The sequence below is a fragment of the Leptospira perdikensis genome, from assembly GCF_004769575.1.
Lineage (GTDB): Bacteria > Spirochaetota > Leptospiria > Leptospirales > Leptospiraceae > Leptospira_A > Leptospira_A perdikensis.
On record NZ_RQGA01000003.1, the window covers coordinates 181,507 to 199,812 of the forward strand.

General features: G+C 39.9%; 17 protein-coding genes. 8 read left to right on the plus strand and 9 right to left on the minus strand.

Going from position 1 to position 18,306, the window contains the following annotated elements:
- The gene (locus tag EHQ49_RS02165; RefSeq protein WP_135575909.1) at positions 1 to 1,350 is read right to left on the minus strand and encodes an EAL domain-containing protein; all 1,350 of its coding nucleotides are present in this window, start codon (positions 1,348 to 1,350) and stop codon (positions 1 to 3) included.
- A gap of 88 nt (positions 1,351 to 1,438) precedes the next feature.
- Between EHQ49_RS02165 and EHQ49_RS02170 the strand changes: the two genes are divergently transcribed.
- Complete coding sequence (locus EHQ49_RS02170; protein ID WP_135575911.1) at positions 1,439 to 1,684, plus strand: GlsB/YeaQ/YmgE family stress response membrane protein; 246 nt, start codon at positions 1,439 to 1,441, stop codon at positions 1,682 to 1,684.
- Positions 1,685 to 1,786: 102 nt separating this feature from the next.
- On the opposite strand, the gene EHQ49_RS02175 is transcribed toward EHQ49_RS02170, so the two are convergent.
- The gene (locus EHQ49_RS02175; RefSeq protein ID WP_135575913.1) at positions 1,787 to 2,530 is read right to left on the minus strand and encodes a YebC/PmpR family DNA-binding transcriptional regulator; all 744 of its coding nucleotides are present in this window, start codon (positions 2,528 to 2,530) and stop codon (positions 1,787 to 1,789) included.
- Between the two features lie 123 nt (positions 2,531 to 2,653).
- Here EHQ49_RS02175 and EHQ49_RS02180 point away from each other — a divergent pair, with 123 nt between their 5' ends.
- From EHQ49_RS02180 to EHQ49_RS02195, 4 genes are read left to right on the plus strand one after another with little or no spacing between them, the layout of a single operon-like run.
- The gene (locus EHQ49_RS02180; RefSeq protein WP_135575915.1) at positions 2,654 to 3,820 is read left to right on the plus strand and encodes an acyl-CoA dehydrogenase family protein; all 1,167 of its coding nucleotides are present in this window, start codon (positions 2,654 to 2,656) and stop codon (positions 3,818 to 3,820) included.
- Positions 3,821 to 3,875: 55 nt separating this feature from the next.
- Complete coding sequence (locus EHQ49_RS02185; protein WP_135577681.1) at positions 3,876 to 4,445, plus strand: anthranilate synthase component II; 570 nt, start codon at positions 3,876 to 3,878, stop codon at positions 4,443 to 4,445.
- Entirely contained in the window at positions 4,442 to 6,337 is a 1,896-nt protein-coding gene (locus tag EHQ49_RS02190) for an ABC transporter ATP-binding protein (protein ID WP_135575917.1), read from the plus strand. The genes EHQ49_RS02185 and EHQ49_RS02190 overlap by 4 nt, the downstream gene beginning before the upstream one ends.
- A complete protein-coding gene (locus EHQ49_RS02195; RefSeq protein WP_135575919.1) occupies positions 6,334 to 6,735 on the plus strand; it encodes a response regulator in 402 nt (133 codons plus the stop codon). Before EHQ49_RS02190 ends, EHQ49_RS02195 begins: the two co-directional genes overlap by 4 nt.
- Here EHQ49_RS02195 and EHQ49_RS02200 read toward each other — a convergent pair.
- A complete protein-coding gene (locus tag EHQ49_RS02200) occupies positions 6,722 to 8,602 on the minus strand; it encodes a HEAT repeat domain-containing protein (protein WP_208732150.1) in 1,881 nt (626 codons plus the stop codon). The two genes, EHQ49_RS02195 and EHQ49_RS02200, sit on opposite strands and share 14 nt — an antisense overlap.
- A gap of 143 nt (positions 8,603 to 8,745) precedes the next feature.
- On the opposite strand from EHQ49_RS02200, the gene hflX reads away from it, so the two are divergent.
- Positions 8,746 to 10,308, plus strand: coding sequence for a GTPase HflX (gene hflX / locus EHQ49_RS02205; RefSeq protein ID WP_135575921.1), 1,563 nt, complete (start codon positions 8,746 to 8,748; stop codon positions 10,306 to 10,308).
- Here hflX and EHQ49_RS02210 read toward each other — a convergent pair.
- The gene (locus tag EHQ49_RS02210; protein ID WP_135575923.1) at positions 10,292 to 10,663 is read right to left on the minus strand and encodes an STAS domain-containing protein; all 372 of its coding nucleotides are present in this window, start codon (positions 10,661 to 10,663) and stop codon (positions 10,292 to 10,294) included. The genes hflX and EHQ49_RS02210 overlap by 17 nt on opposite strands.
- 6 nt (positions 10,664 to 10,669) lie before the next feature.
- Positions 10,670 to 11,953, minus strand: a complete 1,284-nt coding sequence (locus EHQ49_RS02215; protein ID WP_135575925.1) for a homoserine dehydrogenase — start codon at positions 11,951 to 11,953, stop codon at positions 10,670 to 10,672.
- A gap of 144 nt (positions 11,954 to 12,097) precedes the next feature.
- Between EHQ49_RS02215 and EHQ49_RS02220 the strand changes: the two genes are divergently transcribed.
- Positions 12,098 to 12,745: a hypothetical protein gene (locus EHQ49_RS02220; protein WP_135575927.1), complete on the plus strand. Its 648-nt coding sequence runs from the start codon at positions 12,098 to 12,100 to the stop codon at positions 12,743 to 12,745.
- A 3-nt stretch (positions 12,746 to 12,748) separates the two neighbouring features.
- On the opposite strand, the gene EHQ49_RS02225 is transcribed toward EHQ49_RS02220, so the two are convergent.
- On the minus strand, positions 12,749 to 13,360 hold the full coding sequence (locus EHQ49_RS02225) for a hypothetical protein (RefSeq protein ID WP_135575929.1): 612 nt from the start codon (positions 13,358 to 13,360) through the stop codon (positions 12,749 to 12,751).
- A gap of 94 nt (positions 13,361 to 13,454) precedes the next feature.
- Between EHQ49_RS02225 and EHQ49_RS02230 the strand changes: the two genes are divergently transcribed.
- Positions 13,455 to 14,723 (plus strand): formylglycine-generating enzyme family protein, encoded by a 1,269-nt coding sequence (locus tag EHQ49_RS02230; protein ID WP_135575931.1) that lies wholly within the window; start codon positions 13,455 to 13,457, stop codon positions 14,721 to 14,723.
- A 1-nt stretch (position 14,724) separates the two neighbouring features.
- Here EHQ49_RS02230 and EHQ49_RS02235 read toward each other — a convergent pair whose 3' ends face one another.
- Genes EHQ49_RS02235 through EHQ49_RS02245 form a run of 3 tightly spaced genes read right to left on the minus strand, consistent with a single transcriptional unit; the run spans position 14,725 to position 18,243 of the window.
- The gene (locus EHQ49_RS02235; RefSeq protein WP_135575933.1) at positions 14,725 to 15,186 is read right to left on the minus strand and encodes a MarR family winged helix-turn-helix transcriptional regulator; all 462 of its coding nucleotides are present in this window, start codon (positions 15,184 to 15,186) and stop codon (positions 14,725 to 14,727) included.
- A 37-nt stretch (positions 15,187 to 15,223) separates the two neighbouring features.
- Positions 15,224 to 16,810 carry a phytoene desaturase family protein gene (locus EHQ49_RS02240; RefSeq protein WP_135575935.1) on the minus strand — a complete coding sequence of 529 codons (1,587 nt, stop codon included), beginning with the start codon at positions 16,808 to 16,810 and terminating at the stop codon, positions 15,224 to 15,226.
- Complete coding sequence (locus EHQ49_RS02245; RefSeq protein ID WP_135575937.1) at positions 16,810 to 18,243, minus strand: DUF4139 domain-containing protein; 1,434 nt, start codon at positions 18,241 to 18,243, stop codon at positions 16,810 to 16,812. Before EHQ49_RS02245 ends, EHQ49_RS02240 begins: the two co-directional genes overlap by 1 nt.
- Positions 18,244 to 18,306 lie beyond the last annotated feature (63 nt).

Here is an 18,306-nt window from a genome sequence, read left to right on the forward strand (position 1 = left end):
TTAAATCAAACCCTCTTCCGATGCCACTCGAAACAAATTCCCGACTTTCTTTTGTTTTTCTGACAAAATTTTATCTGTCAATACTTCTTTCACTATATCTTCGTGAATGGAATGCAGAAGATCAAAATCTCTTTTGTAATCAGACACAGTCATTTTTCCAAATAGAATGTTTGCTTGGAATTGATAGATTTGGTGCTCCATAAGGAACCGCAAGGTATCGTAATCCTCTACGGCTTCTGCGGTGATCACGGCCTCTCTGTTGTCAGCAAGACGTTTACAATAATCGATAAATGCTAAGTTGTCCAAAAACTTGATTTGATCTTCTTCGATTTTGAATTTAAAACTGATTGGATCAAGTTTGAATTCTTTAATCATAATTCCTAAATCCAAAACAATTTGATGAGACTGGCTTTTGACTCCAAAGTCGTCAGCAGCAAAACTCATTCCATGAGAATAAAAAGCATGACAAACATCCTTTAACGGATAATGGGAATCGTCATATGGTTTTTCTACCAATTCAAATCGAATGTTTTCAGGCAGTAGATCTTTGTTTTGGATTAATTTTTTCAACCGATCGACACGACCTACATGGGAAAAAGTATCAATTAATGATTGTGGCGAAATATTAAATTTTAAAAGTCCCGGAGCCCCTTCGCAGGCTATGATTAGTTTTTCTAAAATCAAAAGTTCGATTCGGTTTAGATCTTGGTCAGAAGGAATGTCATTGATTAAATCTTTGTAACCAATGTATGCTCCACCACCGAGGAATACTTCCCCCCCTTTAACAGAATAGGTTTTATCTTTTGGGTTGAAGATTACAGTGGGTTGGATCATGGCTTCATGAACCGATCCAGAAATATAGGTGTTAGCTTTGTTGTAGTAGGTCCAACTCCAACGCACTAAGTTATCGTTTAGATTTTTTTCGGAGGATTTATAAAGTTCGTTATAAATTTCATCATTATCGGAGATAAAATTAGATTGAGTTCTTGAAACTCCAAAATGAAAAGATGCAGTTTTATTTTGCATACATTGTTGTTGGAATTTACCAACAGCATTTTCAATATTAGGAAATTTTTCAATGTCCCACTCAAAGAGTGGAGAAATTCCCATGATCAATATATTTCTTTTTTCTAAGTAATGAAACCCGAAACAAATATCTTCTAAATCCAAACAGGCATAAAATTCGGTTCGGAGTAGATCCAAAAAATCAGTTAGTTCAATACCACTAATGTTTTCGAAACGAATGAGGAAGAGCGGCTTCCCTTGGTTTTCCTGGATAAAATGTTTTTTGAACACATCCAAGTCCTTCATACCAAAATAATAGGGACCTGTTAATAGTTGATTTTTCAAATGTAGCCTTCGTATATGATTTGATTCTCAAACGACTTCTTGTAAATTTATGAGAATTCAAAAGAAAAGGCAACAAGGATAGTAACTTATGTTTAGTTTTATTTGGTTTTTACTGATTGGTCTTGCAGCAGGTTGGCTTGCTGGTCGTATTTTGCGTGGAAGGGGATTTGGGATCATTGCTAATTTGGTAATTGGTGTGGTGGGTTCCTTTTTAGGAGGGATTGTATTTGGACTTTTGGGCTTTCGCTCTTATGGCCTTATTGCAGAACTGCTGGTGGCAGTGGCAGGATCGATTTTGCTGATTTTCATCGCAGGTCTGATTAAAAAAAGATAAACCCTTTGTAGTGGATTTTTCTGTAGAGCTGTAGCAAAGCAGAGGATCCCAAAATATAAGAGGCAGGGCGACATAAATCGTCCCTGCCTATGAGGGTAAGGTTTAATCTAACTCCACCCCATCGCCTAACTCAAAGTTGGAACTCACACCTTGTACGTCATCATTGGCTTCTAAGTTTTCAATGAGCTTCATCACTTTTTCAGCCGTTTCTTTGTCGTTCACTTCCACAGTAGTCATAGGGATGTATTTGATTTCCGACTCTTCCATATTCAGTCCCTTTGTGGAAAGGGCAGATTGAACTGCTTCGTATTCAGCGGGAGCTGTGATTACCGTATACATACCGTCATTGACCTGGATGTCTTCAGCACCTGCACTAAGCGCTAAATCAAATAAAGCTTCTTCAGAAATTTGGTCGGCTTTTAGGGTGATTTGACCTTTACGTTCAAAAAGACGAGAGACTGCCCCGGCATTGGCTAGGGAACCGCCAAGTTTGGTTAGAATGCTTTTAATTTCGGGAGTTGTACGTGATTTTTTGTCAGTAAGGACATCGACCATGATGGCTACGCCACCAAGTGCGTAACATTCGTACAGACACTCTTCATACACCATACCTTCAAGTCCGCCTGTTCCCTTTTTGATGGCGCGTTCGATATTGTCTTTTGGCATGTTGGCAGCTTTTGCTTTTGTTACGGCAAGGCGAAGTCTTGGATTTCCTTCTTGGTCTCCACCACCATCTTTGGCAGCTACAGAAATTTCTTTGGCAATCCTTGTAAAGATGGCGCCTCTTTTGGCGTCAATAGCTCCCTTTTTTCTTCGAATCGTCGCCCATTTCGAGTGTCCTGACATTGTTTTCTCCCAAGGCTAGGATTTTGGATTCAAAAGATTTTTCAACAGATTTAAGTCGCCCTAGTTTCTTGACTCAGAGAGAAAATTCCAAAGTACTGTAAAAAAACATCTACAAGGCACACCATGATCGACTTTTCCATCACCGATGAACAAAAAGCCCTCCGCGACTTAGCAAGAGATTTCGCCAAAAATGAAATGATTCCCAAGGCGGAACACCATGACCACTCCGGTGAATATCCCAAAGAAATTTTAAAGAAAGCTTTTGACGTAGGCCTTATGAATATGCATATCCCGGTAGAATACGGTGGAGCAGGCCTCGGTGTTTTGGATGAACTTATCGCCTCAGAAGAGTTATTTTACGGATGTTCGGGAATGGCGACTGCCATTTTAGCAAACAATTTAGCATTAGCACCTGTTTTACTCGGTGCAGATGATTATGTAATGAAAAAATTCATCCAACCAATGTCTGAAACTTTTACTCTTGCTGCGTATGCGGTTACCGAACCTGGTGCTGGGTCGGATGTTGCAGGAATTCGAACCACAGCCAAACGAGTGGGTGATGAATATATTGTAAATGGATCCAAAATGTGGATTACTAACGCAGGTCATGCGGACTGGTTTTTTGTTTTAGCAAAAACAGATCCTAATGCTGGCCACAAAGGTATGACCGGATTCATCGTAGATGCAAAAACTCCAGGAATCATCATCGGTAAAAAAGAAAAAAATATGGGACAACGTTGTTCCGACACTCGTGGTGTTACCTTTGAAGACGTAAAAGTTCCAAAAGAAAACATGATCGGAAAAGAAGGCGAAGGATTCAAAATTGCCATGGGCGCTTTTGATAAAACCCGTCCTGCAGTGGCAATTGGAGCCGTTGGTGTGGCTCGTGCAGCACTTGACCATTCCATTCGTTATGCAAACACTCGTAATGCGTTTGGTAAACCGATCTCTGTAAACCAAGGTGTGAGTTTTATGATTGCTGAGATGGCTCGTGACATTGAAGCCGGAAGACTCCTTTGTTGGCAATCGGCTTGGCTCATTGATAACGGATTTAGAAATACATACCAAGCATCCATCGCAAAAGTATTTTGTGCTGATATGGCAATGCGTGTCACAACAGATGCAGTTCAAATCTTTGGTGGTTACGGATTCAACGAAGAATACCCTGTAGAAAAATTAATGCGTGATGCAAAAATCTTCCAAATCTACGAAGGAACTTCACAAATCCAACGTGTGATCATTTCTAAATTTCTCAATGATGGTGTTGGGATCGAAACTCCTAACGCATAAAGATTGGAATTAGGACAGGTGGAATTAAAACCAAATCCACTTGTCCTCTCCTAATATGTTCCTTCTCATCGACAACTACGACTCATTCACTTATATTCTGTACCAATACCTGAACCAAATCATACCAACCACTGTCATGCGACATGATGAAGACTTACCCGTAGATTTACAAAAAAAATACCAGGCAGTTGTTTTATCGCCGGGTCCAGGGCTTCCTAAAACTTCCGGAAAATTAATGAATCATATACAGGCAGTGTATGAGACAATGCCTGTGCTTGGGATTTGTCTCGGTCACCAAGCCATTGCTGAAACCTCCGGAGCGAGTTTGGAACAAACCCCCGAAGTGTTCCATGGAAGACCCTCTGAGATCCAACACAACGGCGAAGGGGTGTTTAAAAACATTCCTAATGGATTTTTAGCGAACAGGTATCATTCCTGGGCTGTTTCGAAAGTTTCTTTGCCAAACGAATTGGAAGTGACAGCGGAAACAAAAGATGGAGTCATAATGGGAATTCGTCACAGAAAATGGAATAAGGTATTTGGGGTACAATTCCACCCAGAATCCATCCTCACCGAACATGGGGAAACATTACTCCGTAACTTCTATGAGGAAGTTATCAAATGAAATATTTTTTAAGACTATTGTCCTATTCTGTGCACTACCGAGAACGATTTGTTTTGGGTTTAGTATTTGCCCTTTTGACAGCAGTTCTAAATGGTATTTCTCTTACGGCCCTTATCCCCCTTTTTGATTCGTTAGGTGGCGATAAAAACAATCGTTTTCATTTGGATTTAACACTGCCTGAAAAAACTATCCTCGTTCAAGAAGTTCTATTGGGTGAAGAAAGTTTGGATGGGCTTGAACGGCTGAAACGGGTCATTATTTCTGCAAAACTCCAAATCAATCAATTCACAGAAGATATGGAACCAAAAGAAGTCGTCTGGGCTGTCTGTATTGCTGTATTTCCACTTTATCTTTTAAAACTAGGAACTTACCTTTTATCTGTTTTTTGTATAGCGACTGCCGGTTATAAAGCAGTGAGAGACATTCGCCAAGAATTATTTCAAAAAGTCCAAAGGTTACCTCTCACTTATTTCTATAAAGAAAAAACGGGTCTTATCATGAGCCGTGTGATTAACGATGCTGAGATTGTTGCTGCTGTCATTTCGAGTAACTTACGTGATGCGGTGATTAACTTTTTTTATGTTTTAACACACCTAATGATTCTTATTTATTTGAATTCGGAATTATTAGTCCTAGCTTGTCTTACTATTCCGGTTGTGATATTGCCGGTAACATTATTTACGCGGAAAATTTCCTCTTCTACTGCTCGGTTCCAAGAAAAACTGGCCGACCTAAACAGTCATATTCAAGAATTCATTTCAGGAATTAAGGTCATCCGAACCTTTCGCCAAGAAAACCAGGATCTTAAAAAATTCGATCACATTAACTATAGAGTTTACCGACGAACTTTCAAAGGGCAGTTCTATTTACAAATGGCACCCAGTCTTGTGGAGTTGACATCTTCCATTGTGGTTCTTGGATACTTTGCAATGGGTGCTAAATTTATTTATTCCGGTAAATTCACACAAGGGGAGTTTATGGCATTTCTCCTTACCTTGTTATTTTTACTTCGTCCTCTTACGCAACTCTCCCAAATGGTGGGAAAAATCACCCAAGCCAATTCAGCAGGAAAACGGATTTTTGAAATCATCGATCGGGATTCTGAAGTAGTAGAACATGGAGATGAAGCCATTCTCGAAAAAATAGAGGAGGGGATTCAGTTTGATGACATCCATTTTTCTTATCCGGGAACCAACCAAGAAGTTCTAAAAGGAATCAACTTAGATATCAAACTGGGTGAAACTTATGCCTTTGTTGGAACTAGTGGTTCTGGTAAGTCCACACTCATGGATTTAATTCCAAGGTTCTTTGATCCTACAGCAGGAAAAATTCGCATCGATGGGATTGACATTCGTAACTACTCTCTTAAATCCCTTCGTAAAAAAATTGGAATTGTGACTCAGGAAATTTTTCTCTTCCACGGAACCATAGCAGAGAACATTGCTTATGGAACGGGTGCTGCAACACGTAAGGAAGTGGTTCGTGCAGCCCGTCTTGCCAATGCCCATGATTTCATTACTAATATGGAAAATGGATACGACACTGTTATTGGGGTTCGAGGGCTCGATCTCAGTGGAGGACAAAGGCAACGTTTGGTGATTGCCCGTGCCTTATTACGAAATGCGGAAATTATGATTTTAGATGAGGCAACAAGTGCCCTCGATGCAGAATCCGAAAGGTTAGTCAGTCGTGCTTTGGAACGCCTTTTTAAAAATAGAACTACCTTCATTATCGCCCATCGCCTGTCGACAGTACGTCGTGTAAAAAACATAGTGGTGATTGAAGATGGTGAGATTAAAGAACAGGGAGATCATGACTTCCTTTTGGCAGAGAATGGAATTTATAAAAAATTATATGACAGTCAATTTGCTGATGCGGAGATCCAAATATGAAAAGAGTTTTAATTGTTGATGATAATGATCGTTATGCGAACAATTTAAAATCATATTTTGATTCTCGAAATATTCCATCAGACAGAGCAGTGGATGCAAAAGAAGGACTGGTCCTTTTTTCTAAAAATCAAAATTACGATATGGTAGTTTCTGATGTGACTATGGAAACGCAAACCTCAGGTCTTTGGATGATGCGTAAAATTTACAAATCGGGTTACAAGGGAGTTCTTGTCATCGCTTCCACTGGATTCGATGTTTTTGGCGTGATGCCATTTTCTTCTTTGTTTTTGCCTTGGTTTTGTGGACTACATTGGATGATTCCGAAAGTCCCACTCAAACAAGGAACGGTGGAATGGGTTCCCACCGCCCTCTCAAAAGGAAAATCTAATCCTTTTTAGGAACTTTGATTTCTTCAATTGGATTGAAGAGATTGTTATGTTTTCCTTTCTTCAAATTGGAATACTTTCCTGAGTTTCCATCACTTCCTAATTGTTTCACTTCAATGATATCGAGTTTTGGATAGAATATCCAACCCGTTACAAAAGCTCCTCTGGCTCCTGGAAGGGTAGATTCCATTTTAACTTGGATGTATTTGTCTGTAAGTATGTCTTCACCAATGCGAACGGCAAATTCCTTTTTCGTTTCAGAAAGAATGAGACCAATTTCTTTGTTTTTAATATAAGATACAGGTCTGGATCGTTCGTTCGGTTCTGCTCTTAGATAGTCATCTTCAACGAGAATGATTGCATATTTTCCAAAAGCTTTTCTGCGAAGTAATGATTCTCCAATTCGTTTCCCAAGTTTTTCATCAGTCTGAGCTTCGTTCAAACGAATGAGGGCAAAAGTTGCCGAAAGAGTTGGATTTTTACTAATTTCATCAACGGCTAATAAAGCAAGATTTGGTTCTTCGGCCACCACTCGTTCCAATATCCGCAAACTTTCTCGACTGCCGTGAATGGCAAGTGCTTCCAATGCTGCTTCTTTGACCTCTTGTTCATTGGACTTTAAAAATTTATCAAATACTTCTACATCAGCATCTAATTTATGATAGGCGAGTCCACGAAGGGATCCGGAAACAATGACAACATATTCGGAAGCAAGTCCTGTTGTGAGGATCATTTCTCTACCAGCGGGGTCTCTCGTTTTACCAAGTCCTTCGTAACTGACAGCAATCACTTCAGGATCTTCCGCTTTGGTTCCTGCAATAAAATAAGACAATGAACGTTTGTCCCCAAGATCCGACAAAGCTTTGTAAGCCGCTGGTCTTACTTGGTAACCATCTCGATCAATTGCGGTTTGTAAACTCACACGGCCGGCTTTCAATCGACCGAGAGCTAGTGCTGCTGCCGAACGAACACGGGGGATCGGATGGGTGGCCAGAATTTTTTCTAAGTTTTTGGAGTTTCGATAGTATTCCCATTGGAAAACTTTCACAAGACCAGTACGGATTTGGTCAGTGTATTCTCTGTCTTTTTTTTCTTCGTCTGAAAAAACTTCTTCTTCTTCCTTTTTGACTAATTCATTAATTTGTTCGTCAACTTTTGCCTTTCCTGTAACTTTCGTTTTGCGATTGAGGCGTTTAATGGAAATTTTAGAACCAACATCTTCTTTTTTAGTAATAATCTTTTCTGGTTTTTTTGGTTTATCTTTTTTATCATCTATAATGATGGGATCTTCTACTACAGGATTGATTTCTGGATCGGCAATGTCTTTTCCTTTGGCATAGTTAGCCGAATCCGATCGAATATTACGAATAGCATTTTGAATTCCAATAGCTTTTGGGCTGTATTGTTTTAGAGAATCTAAAATATTACCTAATTCATAAGTCACACGACCTATGGCAGGCCCATCAAAGTCGTTGGGTGTGCTTTCAATTAAGTCTTGGTTGGTTTGTACGAGACCAGGAAGTTTTGTAATGATAGGTGGGAGGTCTTCTTCTAAATAGGCTGCGGCTTGCATTTCTTGATTTGCCGGTTCCCCCACAGTTTTTTTGCTATCAGCACGAAGAGCTACGTTTTCCCCAAATTCTAAAAGTGCAATGGTTCTGTGTGCTTCTTGGATAAATTCATCATACTTACGATTGTTTGTTACTGGAACCAATACTTGTTTTGTTTTATGAGGATCTAAATCGGTTCCTTGGTATTCTTGATACCTTGGTGAAACGTCTGTTAACTGGTATGGCCTTGCAGTGGAACAACCTATCAACAGAACAAGGACCACCCATAAACTGCTCTTCCAAATTATGTCTTGACCCTTTTGAAACATCTGATAGCCTACTTCCATACTTTGAATATCGGATACTTACTATAAGTAAAATTAGCGGCAATCTAGCTGGTCTCAAGCCAAACCAACTAAAAAAGTTAAAATCTCTCTCCGAAAGGCGTCTGAGAGAGGATTCTATCATTTCTATGGACCTGGCACGGCTCGTAGGTGAGATTTCGGTAGAAATTCGTAGGCAAGTCGGCCTTCTCATTGAGAGGACAGGTTATGTCACTCATTTGATTGTTGGTAATGACAACTCCATCGAAATTCCTCATTTGGATCGTTATCGTGTGGCGCATTCTCGTCTGCGAGGGCTGCGGCTCTTTCATACACACCTCAAAGAACACCCGTTAAACCAAGAAGACTTAATGGACCTTGTGTTGAACCGTTTTGATTCGATCACTGCAGCCTGTGTTGGTTCTGACGGAATTCCCAAATACTTTTTTTCTGCCTTTATTAATCCAGATCCAGATGCAAAGGAACCTTGGATCCTATCTCCCAAACAATATCCAGGGCAGTTGAAGTATGGATACTCAGAACAAGTGGAAGCACTTGAATCTGAATTCACTAAAAAGACGTCGACCTTAAAGGAGTCCCAAAAAGAAAATCGGGCTTTCCTCGTAGGTGTGTATGATGTCCGGAAGATGAAACGGTCGCCTGATCATTCGATGGCGGAACTTAAAGAACTCTGTCGCACTGCTGGCATTCATGTTGTGGATACCTATGTTCAAAAAAGAGATCCCGATCCCAAAACCGTCGTTGGAAAAGGAAAGTTACAAGAAATCATTCTCACCTCAGTCCATAAAGATATAGAACATTTGATTTTTGATTTAGAACTTACACCTTCTCAGGCAAAAAAAATCTCCGATGCCAGCGATTTAAAAATCATTGATCGCACCCAACTCATTTTAGATATCTTCTCGAAAAATGCAAAATCGAGAGATGGAAAACTCCAAGTGGAACTGGCCCAACTCAAATATTTAAAAAACCGGCTTTCTGAATTAGATGACAATATGAGTCGCCTAACAGGTGGTATTGGTGGAAGAGGGCCAGGGGAAACTAAATTAGAAATTGGAAACAGACGAGTCGAAGAAAAAATCACTCGTTTGGAAAATGAATTAAAAGATCTAAAACGCCGTAGGGAACTGAACCGTAAGTCACGTTCCAGAAATGAAATCCCCATTGTGGGAATTGTTGGTTATACAAATGCTGGGAAGTCAACCCTCCTCAATGCTTTAACCAATTCTACAGTCATAGCAGAAGACAAACTCTTTGCTACTTTGGATCCTACAACTCGTCGAATTCGTTTTCCAGAAGAAAGAGAGATCATCATTTCTGATACAGTTGGTTTTATTCATGATCTTCCACCAGATCTCTCGCAAGCTTTCAAAGCTACCCTCGAGGAATTGGGGGATGCGGATCTGTTACTGCATGTGGTTGATTCCACAAACTTAAGTTATGCGGAACAAATGGAAGCTGTAGACACCATTCTTAATTCATTACAATTAAATGAAATTCCGAGAATGGTAGTTTTTAACAAAGCGGATGGGTTGGATGAAGAGACACGTGCCTCATTTGAAAAAAATGATGTTTTACTTGTTTCTGCTGTTACACGCGCCGGCCTTTCCCATCTTTTAGGTCTGATTGAAGAGGAAATTTGGAAAACAAAAGAACAAAAACCGACTCTCGTTTCTACTCCCAGTGAGTGATGGCTTCCTGTTTTGTATTAAAAATTTGAACCTTACGTGGCAAATCCATTAGGCGAATCACGTTTTCTAAAAAGTGATTCAGTCCTCCAATCAGAATTTTGCCATGATGGCTCTCCACCGTTTTGATGATTCCGATGAGTGTGGCGACCCCAATGCTATTGATGTAGTCCAGTTTTGTGAGTTCTAAGATAATATTGTAAACGGCATCCCGAAAGATGACGGAAATATTCCGATTGATTTCATAAGCGTTGGTATTTGTGATCTGACCCACGAACGAAACAACCAGAACTCGTTCGCCTTTGATATCGACGAATTCTGTTTTTAAATCTAGAGAGGGAAATTGTAAATTCGCCATCGCGACTTACAACTTTTCCAAGAGCCGAATGGCCACAGTTTTTTGTTTGATGATGGAAGACATAGTATCAATTTCCTGCAGAGATTTCTGAAATTCTCCTTCGGTCGCTGCGTGTGTGACAACAATCACTGACACAGGTTCGGAAGTGGACTCTCTCTGTTGGACGGATGCAATTGAAATATTATGACGGCCGAGGACTTGAGAAATTTCAGCAAGAACCCCGGGTTTGTCTACCGTGGAAAAACGTAGGTAATAACGAACCAAATTGTCTGGCTCTGGAAAGGCTTTGGCTTCCGGAAAAAGGTTATTTTCCTTCGCGATGTCTTTACTACCCAGTCGTGTTGCATAATAAATGATGTCGGAGAGAACGGCACTGGCTGTAGGCATTCCACCGGCTCCTTTTCCTGTGATCATTCCTGAATCTGCTTCTTTGGTTTTATAAAATACTGCATTGGATTCATTCATCACATTTGCTAAAGGATGGTCGAGGGGAACAAGAGTTGGGTGAACCTTGGTAAGGACACCCGCCGAACTTCGTTTAGAGATTCCCAAAAGTTTGATTCGGTAGCCGAGAGAAAGGGCAGATTGGATATCAGATGATTGTAATTCAGAGATTCCTTTTACCGATAATGAGGAGAACGAAACATACTCGCGAAAAGCAAGACTCGCAAGCAAACTGATTTTGTGACCTGCGTCTATTCCTTCCACATCAAAGGTGGGATCTGCCTCCGCAAATCCTAACTCTTGGGCTTTCTTCAAAGCAGTGGAATAATCCCAAGACTCCTGTTCCATTTTGGTTAGGATGAAATTGGTAGTCCCATTCAGAATTCCGCAAATCACTTCAAACTCGCAAGAGGAAAGACCATCCCTTAAAGTGCGGATGATAGGAATGGAACCTGCGACCGCTGCTTCATACCCCAGTTCTGCTCCTGTTTTAGTAGAGATCGGATACAATTCCCTACCTTTTTCGGATAACAACGCCTTATTGGCCGTGATGACAGTTTTGCCATTTTCTAAAGCAGACCGAACCGCTTTGTAGGCCATATCGGTTCCGCCTATCAATTCAACAATCATATCGATATCCGAACGATTTGTAACAGATAGTACATCGTCCGTTACTTGAACGTTTGTTTTACCTTGGAGTTTTCCCGGGCTACGAGTAGCAATCGCCGTTAGTTGTAAGTTGATTCCATAATGATTTTGGATTTTTTCTCGGTTTTTTTCCAAGAGTTGGAGTAAGCTAGTGCCGACGACTCCGGCACCCAATAGACCAATACGAACTTCTTTCATCTAGGATCACGATTTCGTAGGAGAAAAGGAAACACACTTAAAAAAATTTTAAAAAAAAACAAATTTGAGAAGAAGTTCTTCAGCTTTTTTTGATTTCATGTGATAACTATAATTAGAATTGTCTCGGCAATAAGGATTATCATTATGGCAACGAAAAAATCATCATCTGCCGCTAAGAAGAAGGCTGTCAAAAAAGCGGCTAAGAAAACAAATACGGTTAAGAAACAATCTACAAGAAACGAAAGTGCATCACTTTTCAGAAACGATGAGTCCGCGCAAGTTTCCCTTCAATCCCCGGTATCTCATTCCGACGGATCTTCCCATGGTACAAAAGAATCCGGAAATGGAGTGTATCTATTTTTGGTTTTGGCCGGAGTGCTTGCAATCGGGTATTTAGGATATGTAAAATACTTCAAAACAAAAGCTCCAGTAGCTGTTACATCTGCTCCTGCTGATGCACAGACCAAACCAGTGGCTGCAGAACCTGAGAAAAAAGTAGAAGAGACTCCGGCTCCAGAAGAATCTACTGCTGGATTCCTCGTGGACAAAGTAGCTTCTAAAAAATGGTCAGAAGCCGCAGCATATTGTAAATCCGTAGGTGGAGTGGTTCCTTCTAAAGATGATCTCGTAAAATTTGCAGCAACGGCTCCAAAAGAGATTAAATCAAGCGAAGAGAAATATTGGACTAAAACAGAAGTGGATAAGAAGTCAGGTTTAGCTTACCGTTTTTCTAACGGAAAAGCACCAAAAGTTGATAAAGCTACTTCTTTAAAGGTTCTTTGTAAAAACTAATCTCTAACGAGAGTTTGATTGGATCGGGGCTAGAATTTCTCTTCTGATTTTGTCCGCAAGGTCAGAAGAAGCAAAAATCTTCCCCGATGCATCTGTTAAATAGAAACTATCTTTCGCACGGCCAGTTTCGAAATCGGTTTCAATCGTAGCACTGCGAATGTTGATTTGGTTTTGCATTAGAATTCGCGAAACATAATACAACAGACCCCTTCCTGCACTACTTTCCAAATACAAACAAGTTTCATTCCGTTCGGGAAGATCGCTAAAAATAAATTCAGGTGTTTCTCGAAAGAAGGTAGCGATTGCAGGTTCTTGGATTTGTAACTTTTCTAAAATTTCTTCGAACTTAGTATTTTTAGAAAATAAGGAATCCATCATCATCCCTAATTTGAAAGCGGCTTGGGTAGTATCACCACCATCTGCTTGTAAAATGAACGAATCGATTGTAAATTCCCTTCCTTTCTCGATTACAGTGCTCAGTTCACCGGAAAGGATGTCCATTTTCAGAGCATAAATGATCGTAGCGATTCGGTGGAAGGTACCAATTTGGGTAGAATCCGTTTTTAGGGAAATTAGGATGTTTTCCTTCTCTCGTTTGTATTGAAACTCGATCAATGTGGCATTTCCCTTTCCCACAGATTGTATACATGCACAGGAAATTTCAATCAAAAGGTTTCTGCAAAATACGCCGATGATGATAAAAGACAGTATGAAAAAATTACTATTGATTCTATTCGTTTTAGGGATGGCTGCGGCACCCCTTGTTTCGCAAGAGGAAACTTCGGAAGAATCACCCTTTGCATCGACTAAAAAGAAAGTCCAACTCTGGAAAGGGGAAGTGGTTGGTGTTTATAAAAATAGATTGTGGATCAAAGTTCGAATCTATCGCAACCAACGAATATCCAAACTCTCTTTGAACGAAATTAAATCTTTATTTGCTGATACAAAAGAATTTCCTGTGTATCAAAAACTTACGAATCTTAAACAAGGAATCCTCGTGGTTCGAGATACTGTTTGGGAAGAAAAAAATATTAACAAAAACAATCAATTCATAGAAGTAGTGTTAGTCGGTGATTATAAACCAGATCTCAGTTCCAAAATGAAAGAGATCACAACAGATGCTTACATTTCTAGTTATATTGAAGAAGATTTTTTTACCGAACCAGATGCCTTTTTTAAAGGAAGATACACTCCTCCTAGAAAAACGGTATTTCATCCTAAAGATAGAAAAGAAATGGTCCTTATCACACGCGGACTTTTTTTATACGGTCAAGGTACAGATCCTTCGAGTGACAGTTTTAATCCCTACTTTTTAGAACCAAAACCTTCGAATCTAAAAGAGATTCCTTCCTTTTATATTGATAAATTTGAAGTCACTAACGCAGAATATGCTTACTTTTTAAAACAAACCAATACCCAGAGCCCTCCACATTGGATTGGGGGGAAATACCCTGAAGGAGAAGGCGATTTTCCTGTGGTTCATCTTACATATCGGGAAGTGGAACGTTATGCGAGTTGGGTGGGGAAACGAATTCCGACTGAATGGGAATGGGAAAAAGCAGCTCGGGGTCCAGGAGTGATTGAGTTTACCAATCGGGATGAAACCTTGGGATACCAAATCATTGCTACTAAATATCCTTTTGGCGATGAATACGACTCTTTGTATTGTAATACGAGGGAATCAAAAATAGGAAAGGCACAATCTGTTCATGTGCTCTCCACAGAAGGGGAAAGTCCTTATGGAGCCATTGGAATGTGTGGAAATGCTCCAGAATGGACTTCCAGTGACTATCAGTTGTATCCAGGGCATCATATTAAAAACTTTTCTTTTGGGAAAATTTACAAAGTAGTTCGAGGAGGTTCGTATTCAGACTCTGCGAAAAACTCAACAGCAACTGCTAGATCTTATGGAGGGATTCCTAACCTATCCGAAGATAGGCGAGCAGGATTTCGATTGGTGATGGACTACCGAGATTAAATTACTTACAGAGAGCGTCTGTTTTTTTACCAAGTTTTTTGCAGATCTTACCAAGGACTTCTTGTTCCTCAGGTGATAATACTGCGAACTCAGATGTGATTCGTTTTACATGGTCAGGGAAAATTTGTTCGATCAGTTTTTTCCCCTCGGTCGTTAGGTGGACAGAAATAAACCTTCTGTCTTCCACACCACGAACACGTTCTACCAGACTTCGTTTTTCTAGGTTGTCGATGACAAGAGTGATGTTTCCTGTACTTTTGAGAATTTTATCCCCAAGGTCTTTTTGACAAAGAGGACCTAAATGGTACAAAGTCTCGAGTACCCCAAATTGGCTTTCTGAGATGCTCCACTTTGTGAACTCAGAAATCAGTCGGGAAGACAGAGACTCGGCCGCACGTTTCAATTTAATGAACGCATCCAACGCCTGTACTTCTTTTTTGGATCCTTTGAATTTTGTTCCCATTAATTTAATATCAAACTATCAAATCTTAAACCAATTGTCAACCGGTTTCTTGGCTCTTTTGGAAAAGTTCTTTCATGAGCCGAAGTGTTCCCGTAAGCCCTAAAACCACAGAAGAAGCCGCAATTCCGCCCATGAGAGCACCGGCCACACCAGGAGAGCAGGCATCCGCTCCCGTTAGGTAAAGATTTTCGATCGTTGTCCTCACACCTAACCATTCTTGTTCAAAGCGTTCCGGTGTACAGGAAAGTCCGTAAATGGAACCTTCTTTATGACCGGTAAAAAATTCTGTAGTGATGGGTGTGGAGAGTTCTGTGAATTCGATGAGATCCCTAAATCCGGGAAATCGTTTTTCCAAAAATTCTAACATACCTTCGGTGATGGTTTCTTTGAGTTTTGTGTAGTCTTCCCCTCGTTTTTTCCAGGGTTCATCTTTCCATTTGGCAAATAAAGAATAATCAGCAAAACTAATAGCTTCGGCGGTGTGGTCTTCGGCTTCTGGATTTTTTAAGGAAGGAAAAGATAAATACATCATCGGAGGTTTCCCGTCTGCCAAATCGTTTCTTTTCGCATAACAAGCGTCATGATTGATATCTGGAAAGATCCAATGGTTTTCTCCGTGGAATCCGAGTTTTGTCGGAGATTCCTTAAATCCAATATAAAGTGTAATGGAAGTGGTTCCTTGTGTGCTGAGAGTTTCCAAAGGTTTTTGGAAAGAAGAGGAATATTCTTTTGGTAATAATTTGTTATACGTTGTGTAGGCTCCGGCATCGGAAACAATCACATCCGCATAAAAATCTTGTTCGGAAAAGGTTTTTCCTTTTTGAACTTCTACTTTCACACCGACAGCTTTGTCTCCTTCCAAAAGGATTTCTTTCACCGTGTGGAGGATTTTTAAACTCCCACCGTTTTCTTCTACGATGGGTTCAATGGAATCTACAATTTTAGAAGATCCACCAATCGGAAAATACCCACCATGGAAATAATGTGTAACGATCATCGAGTGGATGGCAAAGGAAGAAACGGAAGGAGGGAGGCCATAGTCACCCCACTGCGAACAAAGAAGGGCTCTTAAGTTTTCATCCCGAATGTTGGTTTCCATATATTCTTTGGTAGTGATGTAAGGTGTGGGAATGTGATTTAAGTTTAAAAACTTGGCTGCCTTTTCAAATACAGCAGGCAAAGCTTTTAATGTAAAATGCCTACCAAACCATTGGGTGAAGGTTTCGACATCTCGAAAGTATCTATCAATGGCTTCAGATTCTAAAGGGAATTTGAGTTTTAAGTCCGAAACAAATTTTTCTTTTTCTCCATAAACAGGAAAACTAAATTCAGGGTAATCGAAGACTTCGAAAGGTTCTTCCATTTTGTTCCACTTTACACCTTTTCTTGTGATGGAATCAAAAAGAGTTCGTAACATCGAACCTTCGCCTAAGTCCCCGATATAATGGATTCCCACATCCCATTCAAATTTTCCAAACCGTTTGAAGGTGTGAGTAAATCCGCCTAACTTAAAATGACGTTCCAGAACCAATACTTTCTTTTTGGCTACTTGAGAAAGGATAGAGGCGACCGTAAGGCCACCTATACCAGAACCGATTATGATTACGTCATATTTGTTTTCCATTATTGGTATTTTGTTTCTACAGTGTATTCCACAGTTACCGTTTCATTCGCTTTTAAAGGTACATCCGCATATGCCTTCGTTGCTGATTCTTTTGTGAATTTATGAGAGGATTTTGTGATATTCCAATCACCCCAAAGACTCGCATAGAACCGAACTTCGATTGTTTCTTTTTTTCGGTTTCGAATTTCCGCTGAGTAAGTTGATTTATCTCCACGAGAAAGTTTGAACACTTCGTTTGAGAGTCGTTTGCCGTTAGCAACTACATCAAAAGCTTGGCCTGTTCGAATTTTTACTTCTTCGTTTTCAGGAGTGTGATCGATTGTATCTTCTCCCAGAAGTTGTTGTCTTCCTTTAGAATCAGCTTTGAAAACACGAATGGTTCCTAGTGGGAGTGGGCGACCTAAATTGTTTTTCTTCGCATTTTTGAAGATGTACTTGATGGTTGCGTTATTGAAGTTTTTTTCATTCCCTTCGTACATAGGAAGGTTTTCAAAAACAAAATACTTTTTGATTTCGATTCCTTCGGATTGGAACAGTTGGACTTGTTTGGTTTGGTTGTAACCGATATTGGTTGGTTGGTCCAAAGTGTATAGGTAGTATTCAGACAAATTCTCTTGGTTGAATTCTGGAGCATCTGCTGATTCAGAATACTCTTTCATCATTGTTTTTTTTACTGCGCGGGGTTGTGTTGCATAAGAGTTCACTTGGTTGGAGATTAAATTTACCTTTCCTGCCACAAGTTGTAACGTTGCATTTTTAAACTCTGCACCGGAGTTGTTATTCAAGGTCACCCAAGAATTCAAACCACAAAGTTCTTCTTCTTTATCCAAAACCAGGATATAGTCAGCGGACCAACCAAGGCCATGAGTTTGGTAAGAAACTTCTAAGGTTTGTTCCTTTTCCAGATCATTCTTTAATTTCCAAACAAGAGTAGGTTTTGCATAAAGATTTTCCGGAATGGTAGGAACTGTCACTCGTCCATTGTAACCAAGTGAAATTTCATCTCCAATTTTATACACAGGGTTTCCATTATTAGAGATTAACGTTGCTTTGACGGAAGTTGTTTTTTCTTTTGTTTCATTGTAAAGAGTGACTTCTTTTCCAATGTATTTGTCCATAAGGCGTTCAGGGGAAATTAAATCGTATTCATAGTTTTGTTCAAACACTGTCAGTTTTTTTTGATCTTCTCCTTTGACCCTTACAGTTTGTGGAATGATTTGAGAAGGGACATCTTCAAAACGTAACGTACGAATTCCTTTTGATAAATTTAAAACGCGAGTTTCCCGAACGAGACCAATCCCTCCATTGTAAATGGTAACACTGACTGATTTGCGGTCAGACTGGGTGGACATATCAAATGCGGAATCAGAGGTAATGCCTGCTGTAAAAATCAGGAGTGTTAGAGTGGTTAAGGGTAATATTTTGGATTTCATGTATTCTCCCATGAGCATTCTACAGTCTTCGAATGTAAAAAACGAATGCAACCAAAATCGTTA